Annotated in this window: 15 protein-coding genes; 14 read left to right on the plus strand and 1 reads right to left on the minus strand. The window is 60.6% G+C overall.

Features of this window, described 5'->3' with window-relative positions:
• Positions 1–69 precede the first annotated feature (69 nt).
• The 7 genes from ACRX4W_RS07435 (at position 70) to ACRX4W_RS07465 (ending at position 8,505) form a co-directional block, all read left to right on the plus strand.
• A complete protein-coding gene (locus ACRX4W_RS07435) occupies positions 70–1,443 on the plus strand; it encodes a hemolysin family protein (RefSeq protein WP_055285343.1) in 1,374 nt (457 codons plus the stop codon).
• 24 nt (positions 1,444–1,467) lie between these two features.
• Positions 1,468–2,301 carry a cyanophycin synthetase family protein gene (locus ACRX4W_RS07440; RefSeq protein ID WP_231500760.1) on the plus strand — a complete coding sequence of 278 codons (834 nt, stop codon included), beginning with the start codon at positions 1,468–1,470 and terminating at the stop codon, positions 2,299–2,301.
• Between the two features lie 136 nt (positions 2,302–2,437).
• Entirely contained in the window at positions 2,438–2,827 is a 390-nt protein-coding gene (locus ACRX4W_RS07445) for a YtxH domain-containing protein (RefSeq protein WP_117583713.1), read from the plus strand.
• A complete protein-coding gene (locus ACRX4W_RS07450; RefSeq protein WP_055252569.1) occupies positions 2,827–3,582 on the plus strand; it encodes a PRC-barrel domain-containing protein in 756 nt (251 codons plus the stop codon). The genes ACRX4W_RS07445 and ACRX4W_RS07450 overlap by 1 nt, the downstream gene beginning before the upstream one ends.
• A 72-nt stretch (positions 3,583–3,654) precedes the next feature.
• Positions 3,655–5,061: a polysaccharide deacetylase family protein gene (locus ACRX4W_RS07455; protein WP_231500759.1), complete on the plus strand. Its 1,407-nt coding sequence runs from the start codon at positions 3,655–3,657 to the stop codon at positions 5,059–5,061.
• A gap of 328 nt (positions 5,062–5,389) precedes the next feature.
• Positions 5,390–7,234 carry a magnesium transporter gene (locus ACRX4W_RS07460; protein WP_099432471.1) on the plus strand — a complete coding sequence of 615 codons (1,845 nt, stop codon included), beginning with the start codon at positions 5,390–5,392 and terminating at the stop codon, positions 7,232–7,234.
• A gap of 74 nt (positions 7,235–7,308) precedes the next feature.
• On the plus strand, positions 7,309–8,505 hold the full coding sequence (locus ACRX4W_RS07465) for an Nramp family divalent metal transporter (RefSeq protein ID WP_006235731.1): 1,197 nt from the start codon (positions 7,309–7,311) through the stop codon (positions 8,503–8,505).
• Positions 8,506–9,047: 542 nt separating this feature from the next.
• On the opposite strand, the gene ACRX4W_RS07470 is transcribed toward ACRX4W_RS07465, so the two are convergent.
• Positions 9,048–11,264, minus strand: coding sequence for an acyltransferase family protein (locus tag ACRX4W_RS07470; protein WP_432299868.1), 2,217 nt, complete (start codon positions 11,262–11,264; stop codon positions 9,048–9,050).
• A 187-nt stretch (positions 11,265–11,451) separates the two neighbouring features.
• Between ACRX4W_RS07470 and ACRX4W_RS07475 the strand changes: the two genes are divergently transcribed.
• The 7 genes from ACRX4W_RS07475 to ACRX4W_RS07505 all read left to right on the plus strand — a co-directional run bounded on the left by ACRX4W_RS07475 (position 11,452) and on the right by ACRX4W_RS07505 (position 20,450).
• Positions 11,452–12,447, plus strand: a complete 996-nt coding sequence (locus ACRX4W_RS07475; protein ID WP_070097149.1) for a ribokinase — start codon at positions 11,452–11,454, stop codon at positions 12,445–12,447.
• A gap of 4 nt (positions 12,448–12,451) precedes the next feature.
• Complete coding sequence (locus ACRX4W_RS07480) at positions 12,452–13,426, plus strand: nucleoside hydrolase (protein ID WP_117839921.1); 975 nt, start codon at positions 12,452–12,454, stop codon at positions 13,424–13,426.
• Between the two features lie 249 nt (positions 13,427–13,675).
• Entirely contained in the window at positions 13,676–14,515 is an 840-nt protein-coding gene (locus tag ACRX4W_RS07485; RefSeq protein ID WP_231500758.1) for a PRD domain-containing protein, read from the plus strand.
• A gap of 70 nt (positions 14,516–14,585) precedes the next feature.
• A complete protein-coding gene (locus ACRX4W_RS07490; protein WP_164473266.1) occupies positions 14,586–16,034 on the plus strand; it encodes a PTS transporter subunit EIIC in 1,449 nt (482 codons plus the stop codon).
• 146 nt (positions 16,035–16,180) lie between these two features.
• Positions 16,181–17,599 (plus strand): 6-phospho-beta-glucosidase, encoded by a 1,419-nt coding sequence (locus ACRX4W_RS07495; RefSeq protein WP_164473267.1) that lies wholly within the window; start codon positions 16,181–16,183, stop codon positions 17,597–17,599.
• 182 nt (positions 17,600–17,781) lie between these two features.
• Positions 17,782–18,792 carry a LacI family DNA-binding transcriptional regulator gene (locus tag ACRX4W_RS07500; protein WP_117839924.1) on the plus strand — a complete coding sequence of 337 codons (1,011 nt, stop codon included), beginning with the start codon at positions 17,782–17,784 and terminating at the stop codon, positions 18,790–18,792.
• Between the two features lie 257 nt (positions 18,793–19,049).
• Positions 19,050–20,450, plus strand: a complete 1,401-nt coding sequence (locus ACRX4W_RS07505) for an L-fucose/L-arabinose isomerase family protein (protein WP_117839925.1) — start codon at positions 19,050–19,052, stop codon at positions 20,448–20,450.
• Position 20,451: the final 1 nt, after the last annotated feature.

Genomic DNA, 20,451 nt, shown 5'->3' on the forward strand with positions numbered 1-20,451 from the left:
CAATTGCCCTATCCGTCACCTACGCTTACTACCCAACGTCCCGAATCTTGGAGGTTCGAGAAACTCCCGATGGACATAACCATCTCCCTTATCACCACCCTCGTTTTGACCCTCATCAACGGCTACTTCTCTATGTCCGAGATGGCGCTCACCACGGCCAAGCGCGCCGTGCTGGAGCATGAGGCCGAGGAAGGCGACAAGCGCGCCGAGCGTGCCATTAAGCTGGCTGCCGACTCCGACCAGCTGCTCGCCACCATCCAGGTCGCCATCACGCTCGTGGGCTTCGCCTCGTCCGCCGTTGCCTCGACGAGCCTGTCCGACCCGCTCGCCACGTGGCTCATGAGCTTTGGCATCGCGCCGCTCTCCGCCATCGCGCGCGGCCTGGCGCCGGTCATCATCACCGTCGCGGTCGCCTTCGTGTCCATCGTGATCGGCGAGCTCGTCCCCAAGCGCATCGGCCTGGCCAATGCCGAGGGCGTGTCCAAGCAGGTCGTGGGACCGTTGTCGTTTTTCCAAAAGATCGCCCGTCCGCTCGTGTGGCTGACTGGCGCTTGCTCCGATGGCCTGGCCCGCATTCTGCGCATCAAGAGCGCCGACGACCGGCAGAACGTCTCGGAAGAAGAGATCAAGTACATGGTCTCGGAGCAGGACGACCTGCTCGACGAGGAAAAGCGTATGATCCACGAGATCTTCGACCTGGGCGACACCGTTGCCCGCGAGGTCATGGTGCCGCGCGTGGACACCACCATGTGCGAGGACGACGAGACGGTCGCCGACGTGCTGTCTACCATGCGCCAGACCGGCTTTAGCCGCATCCCCGTCTATCACGAGGATCCCGACAACGTCGCGGGCATTGCGCACATCAAGGACCTGATCCAGCCCGCGCTCGACGGCAAGGGCGACCAGCCCATCGCCGGCTTTTTGCGCGACGCCACCTTTGTGCCCGACACCAAGGACATCCTGCCGCTGCTGTCCGAGATGCAGACCTCGCACGACCAGATCGTGGTCGTCGTGGATGAGTACGGCGGCACGGCCGGCATCATCACCATCGAGGACATCGTCGAGGAGATCGTGGGCGAGATCGAGGACGAGTTCGACCCCGACAACAAGTACCTCACGCGCCTTTCGCGCCGCGAGTGGCTCGTCGATGGGCGTTTTTCGTGCGATGACGCGATTGAGCTTGGTTGGCCGCTCGAGGAAAGCGATGATTATGAGACCATCGCCGGCTGGATTTTGGAGCTTTGCGACTCGGTGCCCGACATCGGAGAGGTGTTTGAGGTCGCGGGGTACAAGTTTAAAGTGCAGTCGATGCGTGGCCAGCGCATCTCGCTCATTCGCGTGATCGCTCCGGCCGAAACCGATAAGAAGGATTCCGAGTCTTCGGTAGACGAGCCGACGACGTCGGGTGCGGGTTCCGCGAATCCGCACGACGGCGACGAGTAGGACAAGGAAGAGTAGGGGAGAGTTATGGCAGGCCTGTTCAACATCCTTAAGGTCACCGTCAGCGAGGACAAGATCTGCGCGCACGTGCTGGTGAACCCCGGCATGCCGCTCATGACCTCGGAGGATATCGAGGCCACGGCGCGCGTGTACTACCTGGTGCCGGCGATTGCCAAGCACCTGTGCCTGGGCGATTCCGGCCGCGAGTTCCAGGACTGCATGGGTCAGACCGAGCTATGCCACCTGCTGGAGCATGTGACGGTTGAGCTCATGAACGAGACCGGTCTTGCCGGTAGCATCTCGTGCGGCCGCACGCGCGTAAGCGAGCATGACGAGCGTGTCTTTGAGGTCGAGCTTTCGTGCCCCGATGACGCACTGGCCATCGGTGCGCTGTCGTCGGCCACCTTTATGATGGACTGGGCGTACCTGCACGCCGACCAGCCTGCCCCCGACGTGGAAGGCACGGTCGCGGGCCTACGCAACCTGGTGCTGGGCATGCGCGCCGAGGCCGAGGGCAAGGATCCTCACGAGGCCGTCGCCGCTGCGAACGGCGAAGATACTGCCGAGGACGAGGGCGCTGACGAGGGCGATGTGCCGGTTGACGCCGAGCCCGTTGCCGATGCGACCGCCGAGCCCGTTTCCACCGAGCCCCAGGGCGTCCCCAACTTTGACGACGAGCCCCAGGTGGCGATTGATACCGAGGGCGCGGTTGCCGAGAACCACGAGGCCTCCGCTGCCGTCTTTGGCGGTGCGGCGACGGTTCCGGCGGGACCTGCGCATGAGGGCGGCCTGCCGCTCGTGGACGGCGCCGGCGAGGACCCGGGTGCCACGGTGGCCATGCCGGCTATGCCTCAGGAGTAGGCCTACGCGTTTATCACCATCACGTACCTGCGCCTTTGCCGTATGCAGATGAGCGGAGCGGCAAGTGATGCGCTGCGGGTATAATGGACAGCATTCAAACGGTGGGCACCGACGTGCCCGCAGGAGAGGAATGATCATGGGTAAGACTTTCAGCTTTGTCTCCGGCGCACTTTTTGGTGCTGCTGCTGGCGCTATTATCGGCGTTGCTCTGGCCCCGCGCTCGGGCGCCGAAACCCGCGCCATGGCTGCCGATATCGCCAACGACGCCTGGGACAATATGCGCGACACCTACGAGCACGGCGCCGAGGAGGCCCGTGCTGCGGTGAATGACTTTGGCCCGATGGTCGACGCCAAGACCGACGACCTGCGCGCCAAGGTCGACCTGGCCCGCGAGCGCATGGACCAGCTGCGCGAGCAGCTCAACGACGCCATTTCGGGTGGCAACGTGACGCCTGCCGCCGACGTCGTGGTCGAGAACGCCGTCGAGGCTGATGCCGGGGCTGCGGAACCCTCGACCGAGGCATAATGCGCGCTGGGGATTTTGTCGGCGCCAAGATCTATCGCAAGCCTACCGAGGACAAGCGCACCAAAAAGGACGGCACGCCGCGCAGCCCCAAAAAGCTCGGAAAGATTCACTTTCCGGTCTTTACCCCGGGCGGTACGCGCGTGGTCGGCTTTATGGTCCGCCAGTCCGATATCGCGGGCATGATCGAGCGTCCCGACCGATTCGTAGCGCTCGACGCCATTGGTGTCTACGAGGGCGCCATTGCGGTCGATGACGTCAAGGACACGTACGATGCCGCCGCCGCCAAGCGCCTCGACATCAACCTGGACGATTGCATCATCTGGGTCGGTATGGACGTGCGCACGGAATCGGGCGACGTCGTGGGCTATTGCTCGGACGTTGAGTTCAAGCCGCGCTCGGGCATCGTGCAGGCATTCTATGTGACCGCCGGTGCTGCTTCGAGTGTTTTGGTTGGTGACACGCAGGTGCCGCCGACGATGCTGCGCGGCTACGAGAACGGCGCGATGGTCGTCTCGGACGAGGTCAAGTCGCTCGGGTATTCGGGCGGTGCGGCTGCCAAGGCCGCCGAGGCCAGCGTCGTGGTGGGCGACAAGGTCAAAAAGGGCGCCAAGGTGCTCGACGACAAGGGATCGGTCGCCGTGGACAAAGGCAGTCGCGCACTGGGCAAGCAGCTCGGCAAGACGCGCGGCATGTTCAAGGCCTTTAAGGACGAATACCAAAAGGCGAGCGGAGGCTCGTCAAAAGCTACAAAATAGCGACGTACCAAATGATGGGAGGCAAGCCGGAGACCTGTTGCTCCGGCTTGCTGTGTTTATGGGGGAGGGCACATGCGCCAAAACGGATCCAACTTAAACGGGCGTTCGGGTGCGCGTCCGACGGCGCGCCGCGACCTGGGGCAGCTGCCCAGCGGTCAGCGCCGTCGCCGCCGTAAGCCCGGCGCGATGTACCTCAACCATAGCCGCGGGTTTAGCGACCGCAGCGCGCGCATCGGCAACGGGCGCTCGCCGCGCCGACCGTCCCGTCTGCCCTATGCGCTCATTGCCGTGGGCTGTGCGCTCGTGCTGTTTATCGCTGCCGTCGTGGGCTACGTCAACCGCAGCGTGGACGTGGAACTCAACGGGCAAAAGACCGCGGTGCGCGTGGGCTCTACGCTGCAGAATCTCATCGACGACCAGGAGTTGACCGATACCTACGACGCAGGCGACCTGCTGGCCGTCGATGACAGCGTGCTCAAGCGCCATGGCGGCGAAAAGCTGTCGGTTAAGGTGGACGGCAAGCGCATAAAACAGGGCAAATGGGATAGCCGCGAACTTGAGGGCGGCGAGAAGGTGACGGTCAAGGATGGCCGTAACACCTACGAGAAGCACGAGGTTCAGGCTACGGTTATCGAGCCCAAGCTCAAGGTCGAGGGCACGGGCGCTATCGAGTATGTGCAGACATGGGGTGTCCAGGGCCGCTCCGAGGTGTGGGTTGGTGAGCAGTCGGAAAAGACGCAGGACCGCGGCGAGGTTGTGCCCGCCACCGATTGCGTCGTTGCGTGCGCCAGCGTGGCGCCCAAGGGCAACAAAAAGTACGTGGCGCTGACGTTTGACGAGGGTCCGAGCGGCGCCACCAAACAGATCTTGCAGGTGCTCAAGGAAAAGGGCGTTACCGCGACGTTCTTCCTTTCGGGCGATGCGGCCGAGGCCTCGCCTGCCACGGCCAAGGCGATTGTCGATGCCGGGTGCGAGATCGGATCCAACAGCTACAGCGACGATTCGCTCAAGGGTCAGGACCGTGAGACGGTACGCGAACAGATCACGAAAGGCACCGATGCGATTAAGTCGGCGACCGGCGTGAAGACGATGCTGCTGCGTGCTCCCTACGCTGCCTTTGACGAGCAAAACTGGATTGATGCGATGGACCTGGTCTCCGCCGTGGTCTCGTGGAATATTGACTCGGGCGACTGGCTGCTCAACGGTGCCGACGAGCAGGTCTCAACGGTGCTCGATTCGGTGACGCCGGGCAATATCGTGCTGCTCACCGATAGGGACGAATGCGCCGAGCAGACGCTCGAGGCGCTGCCGCAGATCATCGACGGCCTTGTCGCCGACGGCTACAAGATCGTGACGCTCAGCGACCTGGTCAAGACGGACACGTCGCTGAGCAAAAAGCTCACCTCGCTGACGAAGGTCACCATGCCCAAGGACGCCGTGTTCCCCCAACTTGCCGAGGACGATGACACCACAGAGTAGTCATTGGGTAGTCGTTTAAGAACGTCCCCAATGGCTATGTCACGGATACGTCAGCGTTTGGTATGCCTGCAATGTGCAGCGCATAAATTCGATGCCGCAGGGCGATGCTGATGCTATAGTTACTGCGGTTAATGAGGGTCAAGAGAAAGGTTACAGGTGAAATCCAAACCTCGACCATACAGTCGATGACCCCATGCAGGTGCTTTTTGCGCATGCACGGGGTGTAAGCGTCGAGCGGCGTGCCGCCCGCGCATGCGTATACATATCCAGAAGCCCCCGGACGCCGCACGCGCGGCCGCGTCCGGAGGAATAATGATGGGGAGCACCATTGAATTATCTGAGTGAGATGCTCAAATTGCCAGTCTTGGACGTCGACGGCGAAAAGCTCGGCGTGGTCAACGATTTTGGCATTGCAACCGGCGAAGTTTTTCCGCACGTGACGTCGCTCGCGTTCCGCGGTCCCGGCAAGACGCCGTTCATGATCAGCTGGCGCAAATGGGTCGACCGCATCGACGAGACGGGCGTGTATCTCAATACGTCTGCCACCAATATTCGCTTCTCGTACCTGCAGCCGACCGAGCTCCTGCTGGCGCGCGACGTTCTCAATAAGCAGATCGTCGACACGCAGGGCATGAAGGTCGTGCGCGTCAACGACATCAAGTTTTCCATGTCGGGCGAAAATCAGCTGCGCCTGCTGGGTGCCGAGGTCGGCGCCCGCGGTCTGCTGCGTGCAATCAGCCCCGCGCTCGAGCACGTCGTCGAGGGCTTTATGAAGCACCTGGGCAAGCCGCTCAGCGAGGACATTATCGCCTGGTCCTACATGGACCTGCTCGACCGCTCGACCAAGAACATTCAACTCTCGGTGTCGCACAAGACGCTCGGCGAGCTGCACCCTGCCGACATCGCTGACATCATCGAGCAGCTCGACCCGCGCCTGCGTGCGCAGGTGTTTGCGCAGCTCGATACTGCCCAGGCCGCCGAGGCCATCTCGGAGTTCGATGACGACGAGCTTATGACCGAGATGCTCGAGGGCCTGTCCGACACCGACGCATCGTCGATGCTGGCCATGATGGACCCGGACGACGCTGCCGACCTGATCGACGAGCTTGATTACGAGAAGGCCGAGAAACTCCTGCGCCTGATGGGCGTCAAGGAGGAGAAGGCGATTCGTAACCTGCTGGGGTATGAGGACAACACCGCCGGCCGCATCATGACCTCGGAGTTTGTCTCCCTGCCCGCTACGGCAACGGTCGGTGACGCCATCGAGGCGATTCGCGAGCTCGACGAGGACTTCGAGAGCGTCTATTACGTCTATACCGAGGATCCGAGTGGCATGCTGACCGGCGTGCTTTCGCTGCGCACGCTGATCGTAGCCGACCGCGACGCCACGCTGGGTCAGCTCGCCTATCGCGACCTGGTCTATGTGTCGCCCGACGAGGACCAGGAAGACGTGACGGACGAGATGACCAAGTACGACCTGGTTGCCATCCCTGTCTGCGACGAGAACCGTCATATCCTTGGTATCGTGACCTTCGACGACGCCATGGACGTTATCGCCGAGGAGCATCAGGAGGACCTGCAGATCGCCGGTGTCGGCTCGGGCGATAGCGCGTCGGACGACTCGACGAACGTGCTCAGCTGGTTCGTGCATCGCCAGTACTGGGTTGTTGTATGGGGCATCGCGTCGTGCATCATGGCGACCGTGCTGGGAACGGCGCTCGGCTCCGCGCATCTGGTGGTGTTCCCCATGTGCGCCATGCCGCTCGTGCTGCTGGCGGCCTCGCGCATGGTGTCGTTCGTCAAGAACTACTTCCTGGAGTATGACGGTCACGACGACGAGCCCAAGCCGTATCTGGGATTCTTCTTCCAGAGCACGGGCATGGGCCTGATTCTGTCACTCGTGACCTACCTGTGCGCCCAGCTGGTGCGCACCGCTGCATTCCCCGATGCCTCTATGTTTGAGGAGCAGCTCTTTACCGGCTGCTTTAACATTGCCGCCATCATTTGCCTGGTTGGCAACATGAGTGCTGTGATTTACCTGATGGTGCTGTTCTGGCGTGACGAGCATGACCTCAACACGTCGGGCACCGCCATGAACGTTATTGCCGTCATGATCTCGTGTGTGGCGTATTGCATCGCCGCGGTGCTGCTCGCCATGTCAGTCATGGGCTAGGTGGTCGCGTGCAAAATACCAAGCAAAAGTCGGGCACCAAGCAAAAGCTGACCATCGCGGCCATCTTTGGCGCTATGGGTCCCGGTCTGCTGGCGGCGCTTTCGGGCAATGACGCCGGCGGCATTGCAACGTATTCCAGTGCGGGTGCCAGCTATGGCTACAAGATGCTCTGGATGCTTCCCGTCATGACTGTGCTGCTCATCGTGACGCAGGAGACCGCGGCGCGTTGCGGCTGCGTGACGGGCAAGGGCCTGGCATCGCTCATTCGCGAGCGCTTTGGCGTGCGCAAGAGTGTACTTGCTATGGCGGCGCTGTTGATCGCCAACACGGCTGTGACCATTTCGGAGTTTGCGGGTATTGCGAGCGGCCTTGCCCTCTTTGGCGTGCCGGCGAGCATCTCGGTGCCGTTGGTGGCGCTGCTGGTGTGGATGCTTACCATGTCGGGGAGTTTCCAGCGCATCGAGAAGATTTTGCTGCTGGTAAGCTGCGTGTTCGTGACCTACATCGTCGCCGCGTTTATGGCTGGCCCCAACTGGGGTGAGGTCGCGGTCGACCTGGTCGTGCCTAACATTCAAAATGACCCCAGCTACGTGTCGCTCGTGGTCGCAACGATCGGTACCACCATCGCGCCGTGGATGATTTTCTTGGCGCAGAACAACGTGGTCGATAAGAACGCGGGCGAGGACGACATCGTGCTGCAGCGTATTGATACCGTGAGCGGCTCGCTTGCCGCCGATGTTATTGCCGGCTTTATTATCATCACGACCGGCACGGTGTTGTTCCCGGCGGGTATTCAGATTAGCGATGCTGCCGATGCTGCCCGCGCGCTGGAGCCTATTGCGGGTCAGTGGTCTACGGTACTGTTTGCCTCGGGCCTGGTCGCGGCGAGTTTCTTGGCTGCCTGCGTGCTGCCGGGCGTTACGTCGAGCGCTATCTGCGAGGCATTTGGCTGGGAGCGCGGTGCCGACCGCAGCTGGGACGAGGCCCCGGTCTATCGCGGCATCATTACGGCCATCATCGGTATCTCTGCCGTGCTGGTGCTTATGCCCGGCGTCGATCTGTTCCAGATTATGATGACCTCGCAGGTCATCAATGGCGTGCTACTGCCCGTGGTTCTGGTGTTCCAGGTGGTTATCGCCGCCGACCGTCACATTATGGGCGCCAACCGCAACGGCCGCGTATGGAACGTGCTCACGTGGGCGACTATCGGCGTGATTACGGTGCTCACGGTCGTCATGTTTGTCCTGCAGGCGATGGGCTACAGCGCTTAACGCCCACTTTTGCTTCCGAACAGGCCGCAGCGATGGACTGCGGCCTGTTTTTTGCCCGCTATAGGGCATTAGTTATATGGCAGTGGACAAAAAATGCCAAATATGAGTACTGTTGCTAAGTGAATAGCATTTACATCCAAGAAGATAATGGACATAGCCGATAGTATGTTCATTAAAATTGGCTCCAATATGTCTTAAACCAGTCAGGTTGGCTGCTTTAGGGGGTTGTAGGGGTCGCTCGGACGTCATTTTGGGTGGTTTTGCCTGCTACTAAAATGGTAACAGTACTCATATTTGCCCCTTTTTGTCCACGACCCCTTGGAGCCGGCTCGAAAAGAGTGATTTTGGGTTGTTTGCTGCGGGTGTGGGCTTGGAAACAACGTTCGGGGTGGCGAGGCGCCCAGAATTTGGTCGCAAGGAGGGCGTTCCTCGGCTGTGTCAGGAGTGTCCCTGGGTGCCGGCACATAAGGAACGTCCCTAACTGTCGGAGGGGGTGCCTGCCGTGGCGCACCCCTCCGGATGTGGGAAGTTTGCGCTGCAGGTTACTTGTCGGTGCCCAGCTTGTGCGGCTTGAGAGCGAGCGCATTGACGAGCGCGTCGGTGGCAGACTTGACGGCCGCCGGCTGCAGATCGTTGACGTGATCCTCGGGATGCACGGGCAGGTCCTTCTTGACTGCATCGTGGATCAAGTTGAGGTACTCAGTCACGCCAGTGGTCGACAGGTGCGTGCCATCGCCATCGAACAGGTCGTTGCGATTGGCACTGTATCCGTACCAGTCGATAACGCGCACGTTCTTGTAGCGCGTAGCAGCGTTGGCGATGGCCTGGTTGGTAGAGCCAACCCACGGCTGCGGGCTGCGCGTGTTCACAAACACCACAATACGCTTATCTCCTGCATCGGTCATGATGGCGTCGATCTGGTCGTCGGTTACCAAGCCGTTGGTGCCCAGTGCAAAGACCACGATCTTGCCGGCAAGGTTCTGTTGGAGATAGCCCTCAAATGTCGCGCGGCCCGCATCAAACTGGCGGCCCTTTTCGGCATCGATATGGCTGTGCGGGAACACGCCGTCAAAGGAATCAACGGCGCGCAGCGACACGGAGTCACCGATCATCAACAGGTCGTAGGAGCCATCGGGGAAGCCGTCGTTGTCCTTGTCGGTGTCGTCGGCCGCCTGTTGGTCTGTGGGCGCGGTGTTTTTGGCTTCCTTGTTGAGGACTTCGGCGCCCTCACCGCTCAGTGCGGAGGTCTCCGGCACAAAGATCAGGCCGCCCAGTGCAACGACCAACACGACAGCGCAGGCTGCGCAGACAGGGACGTGCGCGCGCACCCAGTTGGCGGGCGCGGTGGTGCCGTCGCGGAACTCGGATACGGTGCGCCCAAAGGCGCCCTTTCTAAACGGCGTCTCGATAAAGCGATATGAACAATCGGCTACGGCGACCACCAACAACACCTGCAAAATGTACTGCCACCACGGCGTATCGTTGATGTTGGCGACCGGGTTCATGAGCAACAGTAGCGGATAGTGCCACAGGTAGATGCTGTACGAGCGCTTGCCAACCCACACGAGCGGCTCGGCGGACAGTGCGCGGGCAACCATTCCCTGGGGCTGCACGCAGGCCGCGATGACCATGAGCGTGAGGATGGAGCATAGCAGCGTGCCGCCGCGATACTGGAACGCGGTGTAGCCGTTGGTGAGCGCGACCATGGCGGCAAGGCCAACCAGACCCACGACGCCCAACACATCGATGGATGCGGGCGAGGACCAAAAGCGCACGAGGGCGCTCGGCTGTGCCGGGACGGTCTCGGCTGCGTTGTCGGCCTTCTCGCCAGGCTTGCCCTCGGCGTTCTTGCCGTGCTTGGCGGCGCCAGCCAGGCGATTGAGCCCCAAACGATGAGCGAGACGCACCGGCGCCAGGTCGCGATCGGGGATAAAGGCCATCCAGGCGCCCAGCAGCAGCGAGAAGACGCGGGTGTCGGTGCCGTAGTACACGCGGCTGGGGTCGGCGGCAGGGTTGTAGAGCACCATCATGGCAAGGGCGGATACCGCTGCGAGTCCCAGGACCATACGGCGCGTGTTGGGTTTGCTCACATGCATGGACACCATGGCAAACAGCAGCGGTGGCCAAACCAGGTAGAATTGTTCCTCGATGGCGAGCGACCAAAAGTGCGTAAGCGGCGAGGGGTCGCCCAGGGCGTTGAAGTACGAAACGTCCTGCATAATCTGCCACCAGTTGTTAAAGAACAGCAGCGACGGCAGAATGTCGGGACGCATCTTGGTGAGCATCACGTGGTTGAAGACGGTGCACAGCGCACAGGTTACAACCACAACGGTCACCACGGCGGGGACCAGGCGACGGATGCGGCGGATCCAGAAGCTCTTGAGGTCGATGCGGCCGGTCTTAGCGACTTCGTTGAGTAGCAGGCGTGTGATCAGATAGCCCGAAAGCACAAAGAAGATCGTGACGCCAAGCAGGCCGCCCTGAGCCCACGTGAGGTTGAGGTGATAGAGCACCACCGCGACGACGGCAAGCGTGCGCAGGCCGTCGAGCGCAGGGATGTAGCGGGACTTGGGGCGAGCAGGCGTCTGCTCCGCGGCGGGAGTGTTGGCGCGGCCAGCGTTGTTGGCAGAAGCGCGATGGGGGCTCGCGGTGCGTCGCGGCTCGTTGGCACGGCGCTCGCCCTTCACGCGTTCGTGCGGCGCCGGCTCGTTGCCCGTGCGGCGTCGACCGCGCGAGCCCGATTGCGAGAATTGTTCCATAAAACATCATCCAATGACGAGAATAATCAGCACGTATTCATTGTAGCTGCCTGCCCCTGTGAATGCTTGCTGCTGGCGCAAGCTCAAGCGCGCGTCCACATCAAAGTGGACTAAAGTTATAGGGGGTGCGAGAGTGCACAATCGTTGGTCGATGGTGGGCGCAAAGCCCGAAGACGAGGAGGTTTCCATGGCGGATCACAGCATCGTTGCGGTGTTCGGCAGCATGAACATGGACCTTTCGGTGGCGTGCGAGCGCATGCCGCGCGCGGGCGAGACGGTCGATGGCAGCGGTTTTATCACCAACGCCGGCGGTAAGGGAGCCAATCAGGCCGTTGCCGCTGCGCGCATGGGTGCGCGCACGTGCATGATCGGCGCTGTTGGGCGCGATACCTTTGGCGATGCGCTTGTGGCAGGGCTCCAAGATGCCGGCGTGGGCGTTGAGTCCGTGACACGTCTCGACGACGTGGAGACCGGTACTGCGACTATCATTCGCTGTGAGAGCGACAACCGCATCGTGCTGTCGCCGGGCGCCAACCATGCGCTTGCGGGCGAGGACGTTGCCCGCGCACTGAGGCGCTTGGTGGCCGACGAGCTCGACGGCGATGCCAGCGAGATTGCCCCGGCTGCTGGCGGCGTCTTTATCGCCCAGGGCGAATGTGACCTTGCGGCGACGGCCGGGGCGCTTGCTTGCGCTCACGAGCTGGGGTTCTATACGATCTTTAACCCGGCGCCCGCCTGCGACCTGCCGGCAGGAGCGTGGCCAGCGGTCGACCTGGTCTGCCCCAACGAGACCGAGTGCCAGGTACTGACGGGCATTCTGCCCACGGATGATGCGAGTTGCGTCGCCGCGCTCAATGCGCTGCTCGACAAGGGCGCCGGGGCTGCGGTCATCACGTTGGGCGGCGCCGGCTCGGTTACGCTCGGCGATGGCGGTGAGCCGCTGCGCATGCCGGCGCTTTCGAGCGCGGTGGTCGATACGACGGCCGCGGGCGATACGTTTATCGGCGCGTTGGCGGCGGCTCGTCTGGAGGGCCTGCCGCTCTTTGAGTGCATGGCGGCGGGTGCTCGCGCCTCGGCGGTGACGGTGTCGCGCCTGGGCGCTCAGCAATCAATTCCCACGCGTGCGGAAGTCGAGCACAAGTTTGGTTTAGACGGTTTGGATGTAGACGGAGAAGCGGAGTAGAACAATGGCAACCAAGAAGCTGATCCTTGATCTGGATATGGGTGTGGATGATGCGATGGCGCTTGCCTACGCCATCGCGAGCCCCGAGGTGGAGCTCGTCGGCATCACCACGTGCTTTGGCAACGTGCGCGTCGAGCAGTCGGCGCACAACTGCTTGGCGGTGCTCGACCTGTTGGGTCGTCCCGAGGTGCCGGTGTACCTGGGCGCCGATCGTCCCATGAAGGCGACCGAACCCTACACGCCGCCGGCGTCCACCACGCTTATCCACGGCAAGAACGGCATCGGCGGCGCAAGCGTGCCCGCCTCGCCGTACGAGCCGGTGGGCGCGACGTCGGCCGACGGCAATGCGGCGGTCGATTACCTGATTGATGCCGCGCGTACCTATGGTCCCGATCTGGTCTACGTTGCGACCGGCCCGCTCACCAATCTGGCGCTTGCCCTAGAGCGCGATGCGGCGGAGATGATGTCTATCGGTCGCGTGGTCGTGATGGGCGGTGCGCTTACCGTGCCCGGAAACGTGAGCGCCGGTGCCGAGGCCAACATGGCGAGCGACCCCGAGGCGGCCGATGCCGTGCTGCGTTCGGGCCGCAAGCTCACTATGGTGGGGCTGGATGTGACGCATCGCGTGGTGCTCACGCGCCGCGACGTTGCCGGCTGGACGGGCTCGGGCACTATGGCTGGCTGCGCGTTTGCGAGCATGGTCGAGCACTATATCGGTTCGTACGAAATGAACGCGCCCTACCTGGGCGGCTGCGCGCTGCACGATCCGCTGGCGGTTGCCGTGGCGATTGATCCCACGCTCGTGGGCGCGCTCGGCTGTAACCTGCGCGTTGACTTGCTGGGCGAGTATCGCGGCCGCACCATCTGCGACGAGCACTGTCTGTCCGATCCCGACAAGAGCGCGCTTGTGGCACTCACCGTGGACGCCCCGCGCTTTCTGTCCGAGTTCAAGGCGCGCATGGCCCGCATCCTAGGCTAGGCTCGGGATCGAAGCACGCCCATCTGCTCGATGTGGCCGCTGGCGGGCCGACATCTACCGTTCGCCAGCCCGATGGTCCCCGGGGCGGGGAGAGCGCTATAATGCATTCTGCATCTTGGATTGTTACTCCTGTGTGGAGGCATGCCCAAGAGCAATACAACACGGATTGTTACGTAAGGCATGACCGCAATAGCACTGCTATTGGCTATCATGCCTTTTTCTGTGAGTGTTCTTGAAAGGAGGTTCACCATGCTTGCAATTAAAAAGCTTAACAACAACGCGGTTCTTTGCCGTGACGGACAGGGGCGAGATGTCATCGCCATGGGCAGGGGCGTCGGTTTCGGCGGAGATTTTCCTCGAGAGCTCCCTCTTTCTAAAATCGAGCATACGTTTTACGACATTGATCCTAAAGGACAAGATGTCATGAGGGATCTTCCCTCGGATATCGTGATGTTTGCGGCGAAAGTTATGGACATCGTTGCCAACGAACTGCCCTACGACCTCTCGACCAATGCGACGCTGTTCATGGCTGATCACCTGTCGTTTGCCGTTGCGCGAGCCCAAAAGGGGGTCCGCATCGCGATGCCTCTTGCCTATGAAGTGCGGGAGACGTATCCGAAGGAATACAAGGCTGCCCAGTTTATCGTCATGCGACTCGAGAAGGAGCTCGGAGAGCGGCTTCCCAAGGATGAGATTGCCAGCATTGCCATGAATCTCGTCAATGCGCGGGTTGTTCAGGCCATCGAGACCGCGAGCAAACCCACCAAGCAGTTTGACGATATGCTAGAAGATGTCACTGAGATCGTCGAGAGTGATTTTCGCATCATCGTTGACCGCGATTCCTACGATTTCACTCGCTATGCCACGCATCTGCGGTACCTGTTCAAGCGCATTCAAGCCGGCGAGTCGCTGAACAGCGCCAACATGCAGATGTACAAGAACTTTCGTGAGGAGTTTCCGCAGTTGGCAGAGTGCGTGAAGCATATCGGTTCCTATTGTCGTGAAACGTGGGACGCCACGCTCTCCGAGGAGGAGGAACTCTATCTGATGATCCATCTCAACCGGATCATCTCCAAAAAAGGATTGTAACCCGTAGCCATTCGGGGCATGACCTTTGCCGATTCGAACAGTAAGCCAAGATTGTGCAAAGGAGCCAATGATGGCAAATTACAAAAAGGTGGCAGAGCAGATTCTCTCCACTGTGGGCGGGGCGGAAAACGTGGCTTCGGTTACGCATTGCATGACGCGCCTGCGCTTCAACCTCAAGGATGAAAGCCTCTCGAATGATGAGAAGCTTGAGGACATCTCGTCTATCATCAGCGTCGTGCACGCCGGAGGGCAGGTGCAGCTGGTGGTCGGGCCCACGGTCGACAAGGTCTACGACGAGGTTTGTAAGCAGGGCGGATTCGAGGTCACGGTATCGATTGACGAGGAACTCGATGGCCCTCAGCTTAGCTGGAAGGAGCGCTTGGCGCCCAAGCACCTCTTCAATCAGCTGCTCGATGCCGTGAGCGGCGCTATCACCCCGATCCTTCCGATCTTTTGTGTCGCCGGTATCTTCAAGATGCTCGTTATTCTGTTTGGGCCCGAAGGCGCCGGTTTTATGTCCGAAACGAGCGACCTGTATCGGATCCTTTCCCTGGTGGGCGATGCGGCGTATTACTACTTCCCGGTGTTTGCCGCCTATAGCTCGGCTAAGAAGTTCAAAACGAGTCCTGTGCTGGCACTGCTCATCGCTGTTGTGATGATTTATCCCGACATGCTCGTTATTGTTGAGGACGGAAAGCCTTTCAGCGTCTTCGGCATCCCCATGCAGCTCGTCAACTACACCCAGGCTGTTCTTCCGGTCATCTTGATCACCTGGGCCCAGTCCTATGTTGAGCGCTTCTTTAAGAAGATCTCGCCTGATATGTTGCGCATTCTGATCGTACCCGTGGGTACGGTGCTCGTGATGTTGCCGGTCGCGCTGTGCCTCTGCGGCCCTGCCGTCCAATTTGTCATGGGCCTTGTGGCCGATTTCATCATTTGGCTCGCCTCTGTTGCCGGTCCCGCTGCGACCGCGGTTATCGGCGCATTCTGGAATCTGATCATCGCCACCGGCATGCACGTGCCGATCTATACCGCCATATTGCCCGCCGCGCTCCAGAACGGTTACGACGCCATCTTATACCCCGGCACCGCGGTTGTAGCCTACACCACGCTTGCCATCGCGCTCGCCTATGGCCTGCGCACTAAGGACAAGGAGAGTCGAGCCACGGGCTGGAACTTGTTCATCACCTATGCCTTCGGTCGCGTGAGTGAGCCCATCATCTACGGCATCCTGTTTCGCGACAAGAAGGCTCTTGCCTGGAACATGATTGGTGGTGCTGTCGGTGGTCTGCTGGTAAGCCTTCTTCATGCCAACGTCTATATCTTCACTGGCGTTGGTTTCCCATGGATGAACGTGCTCATGTTTGCTCAGGATATCATCCCTGGCACCATCGGGTGTCTTGCTGGCGGTGCCGTGACGTTTGCGTTGGCGATGATTTTTGGATTTGAAGGACAGGAGAAGATGCCGTTGAAGTCCAAGAGCGGCGATTCTGAGGCCGTTGAATCCGTCGAGGCATAAGAGGCTACTACACAAATATGCTCCCCAGCCGTTGCGCGGTCCGACCCCTTGGCCGCGCAACGGTACTGTGCTGTTGCGCGGCACTTGCCGAGTCCGTTGCGTTCGACAGTGTGGGCCGGGAATTTGATAGAAAGGACGACACCATAATGTTTAGAGAAGATTTTTTATGGGGCGGGGCTCTGGCTGCAAACCAGTGCGAGGGAGGATGGAACGAAGGCGGTCGCGGTTTAGCCAATTCCGACATGCTGCCGTTTGGCGATCAACGCATGGACGTCATGCGGGGAGACCTTGATCCGCGTGCGTTGGCACCCGACAGCTTCTATCCCGCTCGCAAGGGCATTGATTTTTACCATAGGTACAAGCAGGATATTGAACTGTTTGCCCAGATGGGTTTTAAATGCCTGCGCTTATCAATCGCCTGGAGCCGCATTTTTCCCAAAGGAGACGAAGCCGAGCCCAATGAAGAAGGCCTTGCCTTTTACGAGGATGTTTTTAGGACGTGTCGCGCGCATGACATTGAGCCTTTGGTGACGCTCAACCACTATGATGTCCCCATGCATCTCGTCGATGCGTATGGCGGATGGCGCGATCGCAGGTTGGTCGACCTGTTCGAGCGATATTCGCGTACCGTGTTCGAGCGCTATCGGGGATTGGTCAATTATTGGCTGACCTTTAACGAGATCAACATCATGACGCAGGCGTGCTTTATGGCGGCGGGGATCATCTTCGAGCAAGGGGAGAATCGCTATGCAACGGTTCACACGGCCGTGCACCATGTATTGGTTGCGAGCGCCCGTGCGGTCGGGGCGTGTCATGAACTGTGCCCTGGGGCGAAGATCGGTTGCATGCTCAACGCAGGTGTCTTCTATCCGGCTACATGTGATCCGGACGATGTGCTGGCTGCGCAGGCTGAGAATCGCAGCCATTACATGTTTACCGACGTCCAGGTGCGCGGTGCGTACCCGAGCTATGTTCTCAAGGAATACGCCCGCCATGGTTTTGAGGTGCCCTATCGGGATGATGACCGCGAAGTACTGGCTGCAAACCTGGTCGATTTCGTCTCGTTTTCGTATTACTCGACGCGCGTCGCAAAAGCGCATGCGGAAGGTCAGTTCGATTCGAACCTTCTTCGCTCGGCGCCTAATCCGTATCTAAAACAGGAGCCTTGGGGGAGGTTTATCGACCCCAAAGGGCTGCGCGTCACCATGAATGAAATCTGGGATCGCTATCAAAAGCCGCTGTTCATCGTCGAAAACGGTTTGGGTGCTCCTGATGTGCCGGAAGATTCGGGTGAAATAGAAGACGACTATCGAGTTGAATACCTGCGGGCCCACATCGAGGCGATGAGGGAGACCGTCGAGCTCGACGGGGTGGAACTCATGGGATATACCTGTTGGGGCCCGATCGATTTGGTTTCGGTCGCCACAGGACAGATGCGTAAGCGCTACGGGTTTATCTATGTCGATCGAGACGATAGCGGTGCGGGCTCGTTTGAGAGACGTAAAAAGAAAAGCTTCGAATGGTACCGACGCGTAATAGCAAGCAATGGCGAAGACCTTGCGTAATAACGTTAAGATGGACAAATACGCCCGTTGGGGGAATAGTCGCGCCGCTTCGCTTGACAACAGGCTAAACTAGCTATTAAACATTTACTATTCTGTTTAGATTGAATTTGCGGTCGTTTAGTTGTCGAGTCACGGGGCGGTCAGGCCACGATGCTCGACCGCGACCGTTACTAGGGGGAACAATGGCCAAAGCAAGTGTCCGCGAGATCAGCCGCATCACCGGTTTTTCGCCCGCAACCGTGTCCAACGCGCTCAACCGCAAGCGCAGCGTGAGCGAGGAAACCGCCAAGGTCATCCTGGAGTGCGCGCAATCGCTCGGTTATCAGCAGTCGACGCAGCTCGAGAGCATTCAGTTTGTGCTCGCGCGCAAGACAGGCGCCATCCTGGACGAGAGCACCTTTCATCCCGCAGTCATCGAGGGCGTGGAGCGCCAGGCGCGTCGCCACGGCATGAGCACGAGCTTTGTCTCGCTCGACTTTAGCGACCTGGACGCCGTGCGCCCGCAGGTCGAGGGCCTGATCGCCGACCCGTCCGCCGCCATCGTGCTGATGGGTACCGAACTGGGCGAGGAAGACTACGCCCTGTTCGCTAACGCCGCCGCCCACCTGATTGTGCTCGATGGCTGGAGCGACCGCCAGTACTTCGATGCCGTGGTCATTGCCAATACCGATTCGGTGCTGCGTGCCGTGGACTACCTTATCGAGAAAGGTCACAAGCAAATCGGCTATCTGGCGGGCGACCTTCGTATCCGCAACTTTAAGGACCGCGAGCGCGGCTATCGCCAAGCGCTTGAGGATGCGGACCTCGAGGCAAACCCGGCATGGCGCGTCACGCTGGGCACCACGCTCGAGGGCGCTTATCGCGACATGGGCGCGTGGCTCGACAATGCCTCGCACGACGACCTGCCGACGGCTTTCTTTGCCGAGAACGACGTGCTCGCCGTGGGTGCCATGCGCGCGTTCAACGAGCACGGCATTCGCGTGCCCGAGGATGTCTCGATCATCGGCTTTGACGACCTATCTCTGGGCGCCTTCTCCAACCCGCCGCTCACCACGGTGCATGTTCCCAAGCACGAGGTGGGTGAGATCGCGGTGCGCCGCCTGGTGGGCAACATCCGCAACCCCAAGAGCTACACCTGCAAGACCGCCGTGTCGACCTATTTTGTCGAGCGCCAGAGCGTGCGCGAAATCTAGGCGAAGGCGGCATCGTCTGCGGCGTGCCAAAGCACACTAGGGCAGTAAACATAGCGTCATTCAGAAGAGGATCCTTCGGGGTCCTCTTTTTGTTTCCCTTGTATGTTCAGTTCGTTTACATACCGTTTAGGCTGATTTCTCTACCGCCTACGGGTATTTCGCGCTAAACTTCTAAACAGAAGAGTAAAACATTTAGTAAACAGAACAAAACGAAACATGCGTCTGTTTACTGAACATGTGACTAGGGGAGGACGTACATGGATAAGATCAAGCTTGGCTTTGTGCCCACGCGCCGCAGTATCTTTAGCGCGCCGGACGCGATCAAGTATCGCGGCCTTACGGCTGATCGCCTGCGCGAGATCGGCGTCGAGATCGTGGATATCGACGACATCAACGACGAGGGCCTGCTGTTCGACGACAGCCATATCGCGCCTATCGTCGAGAAGTTCCGCGCCGAGGGCGTCGACGGCATCATGCTCTGCCACGCCAACTTTGGTACCGAGTATGTCTGCGCCCGCCTTGCCCGCGAGCTCGGCTTGCCCGTGCTGCTGTGGGGCCCGCGCGACGAGCGCCCCGAGCCCGACGGCACCCGTCTGCGCGACAGCCAGTGCGGTCTGTTCGCGACCGGCAAGGTCCTGCGCCGCTTTCAGGTTCCCTTCACCTACATGACCAACTGCCGCCTGACCGATCCCGAGTTCGAGCGTGGCGTTTGGGACTTCTTGGCCGTGTGCAACGTGGTCAAGACCTTCAAGCACACCCGCATCCTGCAGATGGCCACCCGCCCGTTCGACTTCTGGTCGACCATGTGCAACGAGGGCGAGCTGCTCGAGAAGTTCAACATCCAGCTTTCGCCCATCCCCATGACCGAGCTTGTCCAGGCCGTGCGCGACGCCCAGGCAGACGAGCAAGCCATGGCAGCTATGCTCGCCCACATTGCCGACAGCTTTGAGATCTGCATCCCCGAGGACAAGGTCCCCGCGGTCGCCGGTCTTGCCATCGCCATGAAGCGCCTGGTAAAGAAGTACGGCTGCAACGCCGGCGCCATTCAGTGCTGGAACGCTCTGCAGGACGAGTTGGGCATTATGCCCTGCGCCGCCAATGCCATCCTCAACGAGATGGGTATCCCCATCGTATGCGAGACCGACATCCATGGTGCCATCACCGCGCTGATGGTCGAGGCCGCCGACCTGGGCCGTCACCGCGGCATGTTCGCCGACTGGACCGTGCGCCATCCCGATAACGAGAACGGCGAGCTGTTGCAGCACTGCGGCCCCTGGCCCTGCAGCTGCGCGGCCGTCAAGCCCAAGCTCACCTACCCGCTGGCCTTCGATCACCCCGGCGCGCTGACGGCCGAGGCCAAGCACGGCGACCTCACCCTTGCCCGCTTTGACGGCGACAACGGCGAGTACTCGCTGCTGCTGGGCAACGCCCGCGGCATCGACGGCCCGGCCGGCATGGGCACCTACCTGTGGGTCGAGGTCGAAAACCTCAAGCGCCTCGAGGCCAAGATCGTTGAGGGTCCCTACATCCACCACTGCGTCGCCATTCACGCCAACGTGGTGCCGGTGCTCTACGAGGCGTGCAAGTACATCGGCATTGTCCCCGACCTGTACGACCCCATCGAAGAAGACGTCAAAGCTTACCTGCGAGGAGAGTAGA

It is taken from the genome of Collinsella aerofaciens (assembly GCF_964283865.1).
In the GTDB taxonomy this organism is placed as follows: Bacteria; Actinomycetota; Coriobacteriia; order Coriobacteriales; family Coriobacteriaceae; genus Collinsella.